Annotated in this window: 1 protein-coding gene and 1 pseudogene; both read left to right on the forward strand. The window is 73.4% G+C overall.

Annotation, left to right across the window (positions count from 1 at the left end):
- A pseudogene (locus tag AA75_RS30415) lies at nt 1-798 on the forward strand (hypothetical protein); the annotation flags it as partial.
- A gap of 38 nt (nt 799-836) precedes the next feature.
- Nucleotides 837-4,310, forward strand: coding sequence for a hypothetical protein (locus AA75_RS52575; protein WP_233289264.1), 3,474 nt, complete (start codon nt 837-839; stop codon nt 4,308-4,310).
- Nucleotides 4,311-4,533 lie beyond the last annotated feature (223 nt).

A 4,533-nucleotide genomic window follows, 5' to 3' on the forward strand; every position in this document is an offset into this window, starting at 1 on the left:
GCCGGCCGCCGCCGCACCGCGGCCCGGACGGCCGCCCGCACCCGCCGCAGCATCGGCGACGCGCGCGCCGTCCTCGCCCAACCGGGCGTCGCCGCGCTGCTCACCCAGGCCGCCCCCGACGAGTTCGCGAAGGTCACCGCCTGGCTGGACGCGCTGCGCCGCCTGGAACTGCTCAGCCTGTCCCACCTGGTCCCCGACCCCCGCGCCCTGCCCGCGGAGAGCATCCGCTTCGCCCACCTCGACCCCGGCTGGGTGCGCGCGGCCGTCGACGGCGCACTGAGCGTCGGCGTCGGCCACACCCTGGACGCCGACCTCAACGCGCTCGCCACCGGCGGCGGGCCGGTCCCGAAGTGCGCGGTGCTGATCAACTCCAGTCTGGTCCCGAACTGGCCCAACACCATCGTCGCCGCCTATCAGGGCACCGGCGCCGTCGAGCCCGTCCGCGACGCGGTGTTCGGCCTGGAGACCCGCCTGCTGCTCTACCCGGAGGTGATCGACCGCTTCGAGCTCGCCGAACCGCCGCGCGGCCTGTGCTTCGGCATCGGCGACGTCGGAACCATCGAGCTCCGCGAGATCACCGGGGACCGGATCGGCCACCCCAAGGGCGAGTTCCCGCAACCGGCCGGCTTCGCCCGCTTCCTGCGCCCCGGGGGCCGGGACGTCCTCAACGTCGACGGCACCGGCGACGCGCTGCTGCCCGCGCTGTCCCAGGCGCACGGGGTGCCCCGGATCTCCTCCGCACAGTTCGCCCTGCAGATGATCAACGCGCCGCAGGCACAGACCTTCTCCCGGCCCTGAGCCCCGCCCGCCCCCGCACCGACGAAAGGACCCGGGCCATGTCCGTGGACAACACCCTCATCGTGCCGGTCGAGGTCGCGGCCCTCGCCGTGAACCGGCAGACCCGCGACACCGGCACCCCGCACGTGTTCCACCGCTGGATCACCAACTACAAGGACATCGGCGACGGCGTCGCCCCCGAGCCCACCCCGTTCTCCAGCCCCGAGGAGTGGACCGGCCGGGAGGACCGCCTCGGCGTCTACCTCCAGTGGGAGCTGCCCGCCGCCCTCACCCGCGGCAGCCACGACGAGGAGGAGGGCATCGGCGGCTTCCCCCTGGTGCCCAACCGGTGGCTGGTCGTCCGCCACGCCGACAGCACCCGCAAGCTCAAGGCCTGGATCGTCGAGAGCGACTACCTCGACCCCATGGACGGCACCGTCTCCTTCCAGAACCCCGACTTCGTCCCCGGCCCCGACGGCGAAGAACCCGTCGCGACCCTGATCGGCAAGTGCCACCACCTCACCGGCCCCTGGCAGGAACCGGCCGACGCCCACGCACCGTTCCTCACCGCGATCGGCCCCGGGCTGCCGACCTTCTCGGTGTTCCAGCCCTACAACAGCAACGTCTTCTCCCTCCACGACACCCTCCTCGACACCCCCGGGGCCGAACTGCCGGCGCGCGAGCGGCTCAGCTACTTCGTCGCCGGCTGGTACGCGGACCCCGGCAGCGACATCCTGGCCGGCACCGAGGACCTCGCCGCACTGCTGGAGCGCCTGCAGTGGACACCGCCCGTCGGCTCCGGCAGCGGCATCCGCACCTCCGTCCACACCGGGACCGCGCTCGGCCTGGACTGGGACCTGAACGGACCCGTCCCCGAATCGCCCTGCCCGAAGCCGGCCGAGGTCACCGCGATCGTGTCCAACAGCATCGCCGAGGCCGTCGCCGAACTCGGCGCCCGCTCCGACGGCCAGGGCGCCCTGTCCACCGACGAGGCCGAGCTGTTCCGGGCGTTCCTGCTCGGCGGCATCGACGCCCTGGAGGAGCGCGACCGGCCCGAGGCCGACATCCTCACCGACCGCCGCGCCCACGACAGCGCCTTCGGCCCGGTGGCCGGCGGGTACCGCTGGTTCATCGGCGAACGAGGCGAGGAGACCGGCCGCAGCATCTCCGGCGCGGCCCGCGCCGCGGAGGCCGAGACCGTCGCCGACCTCAACCGCCGCCAAGCCGCCCACGACACCACCGAAGCCGAACTCGACACCGCCCGCGAACACCTCTACCACCTGTGGTGGCTCGACCACCTGCAGAAGAAGTCCGACGAGTTCACCGGCCGCATCGACGACGAACTCGACCCCGGCAACGCGGACGGCGCCGCCGGCCGGGTCGTCGCCCTCGCCCGCGAAGTGGCCCGGCAGCGCGCCGAACTGCCCTGGGGCAAGAGCGAAGCCGACCTCGCCGCCCGCATCGACGCCCTTTACCCGGCCTACGGCGCCCGCGCCGCCCGCCGCCTGATCCGGGTGCCCGCCGAGGACTTCGAGTACAGCGCCGACCCCGTCCTCACCCTGGAGGGCGCCAACCTCCACGCCCCGCTCACCCGCGACACCGCCCTGCCCTGCCGCACCCCCGAACGGGTCGTCACCCGCGCCTCCGGCATCAGCACCATCGACGTCGCCGCCGTCGCCGCCCAGCTCGACCTCACCGGGCAGCAGCCGGCGAGCTTCCCCGCACTGCTCACCGAGTTCCTCATCCTCGACCGCGCCCTGAAGACCGGCGCGATCCGCGATGTCACCGGCACCCTGCCCGAGTACGGCACCGCCCCCTGGACCATGCCCTGGCAGCCGCTGTACCTGCTCTGGAAGGCCGAGTACTTCCCGCTGCCGATGCGCGACGGCGACACGGCGCACTGGGAGTTCATCGACGGCTCCCGCTACCGCTGGAAGGGCACCGGAGAGCCCGGTACCCCGCTGGTCGTCTCCGGCCGTCAGACCCTCGCCCCCAGCGCCGGCCACATCGTCGACGGCACCCTGCAGAGCTACGCCCGCGTGCGCGACCAGCTGCCCACCGACGCCGTCCGGCAGGTCCGGTCCCAGGCCCGCGGGGCGGACTACCTCTCCCAGACCCTCGACGGCTTCGGCGCCGCCCTCGCCCAACGCCAACCCCTGGCCGGCCTCCAGCCCGCAGGCGACCTCGCCGACCTCATCGGCAACGGCGACTACCCCCCGCCGGACCCCGGCCCCCTCAAGGCCAGCGACTGGGACCCGGACCCCGTCTCCGCCTTCCAGGAACTGCGCGCCGGACAGCTCGCCTTCCTCGACCTGGCCGTCGTCGACCGCTTCGGACGCTCCGTCAACCTCATCACCAACCCGGCGCACTTCGCGCCCGAGATGCCCGACACCATGCGCCCGGCCCACCCCGTCAGCGACTACGACTCCGACCGCCTGGTCGAACTCGGCCCACGCCTGCTCCAGCCGGCCCGGCTGGGCTTCGACTTCCTCGCCGCCACCACCGACGAGGACACCGACCTCACCCCCGGCACCAACCCCGTCTGCGCCTGGCTGCTGCACAACCGCCTCGACCAGTCGCTCGTCGTGTACGCCCCGGAGGGAGCCGCACTCGGCGAACTCCGGGTCACCCTGAACGCCGGCGGCACGCGGGAGGTGTCCTGGTCCGCCCTGCCCGGCTCCGAGGTGACCCGGTTCGAACAGCTGGAGGCGCTGGCACCCCACCCGTACCGGCTGCTCAACGCGGTGAAGGCCCGCGGCCCGCAGACCTTCGACGCCTTCCGCGCCACCGTCGACCGCGCCCTGCAGACCATCGACCCGGACGGCCCGGCCGACCCCGGACTCGGTTTCCTCCTCGGCCGCCCGCTGGCCCTGGTCCGTACCCGCCTCACCATGAACCTGCGCGGCCCGCTGCGCGCCGACGTCAGCTGGCAGAACCTCTTCGAGCCGTCCCCCTCCCGACTTCCCACCTACCCCTGGGCGATCCGCCTCGGCGAGGCGCAGCAGAGCGACGACGGCCTGGTCGGGTACGTCCTCGACGACGACTACGAGCACTTCGAGACGGTCGTCGACCCGGCCGCGGGGGGAGGCGACTACCTGCGGCCGATCGGCGACCTGCCCAGCCTGGAGCTGGACTTCGGCGACCACAGCACCGCGGTCGCCACCGTACTGCTGGACCCCCGGGCGGCCGTGCACGCCACCACCGACATCCTCGCCACGAAGCGGGTCTTCGTCCCGCAGGAGTTCACCGACCAAGCGATCGCCCGCATGTCCGTCAACTTCCGCACCGGCCCGCTGCTGGCCGCCACCACGGCGCTTCGCGGCCCGCAGGGCGAGAGCGAGGAGACCGTCCTGATGCCGGCCCCGGCCGGCGTCCTCGGCACCTGGACCTGGTCCGAGAACCGTGGCGGCGACTGGCAGAAGCTGCCGATCCTCACCCAGGACCAGTACGACCTCCCGCTCGCCGAACCCGAGATCCGCTCCGGCTTCCTCACCCTGGACGACGCCGTCGCGCACAGCCGCGCCGAGCACTGACGCCACTGCGCCGCGCGCCGTCCCGGGAACGGGGCGGCGCGGCCCACGAATCCGAAGGAGAGCCCCGTGTCCGTCGTGATCCAGACCCGGAACACCGATGCCGCCGCCGACGATCCGCTGCTGACCTACCAGATCACCACCACCCCGAGCCCTCTCAAGGCCTCACCGGAGAACCCGCAGGTCCCCGAGGAGATCGGGGAGGTCGTCATCGCGGTGGCCCGGC

The sequence above is a fragment of the Kitasatospora sp. MBT63 genome (assembly GCF_000710465.2).
Taxonomy (GTDB): Bacteria; Actinomycetota; Actinomycetes; order Streptomycetales; family Streptomycetaceae; genus Kitasatospora.

Bases quoted from the DNA above. Each gene is read 5' to 3' on its own strand.
- AA75_RS52575 (WP_233289264.1), top strand. From the start codon at position 837: ATGTCCGTGGACAACACCCTCATCGTGCCGGTCGAGGTCGCGGCCCTC.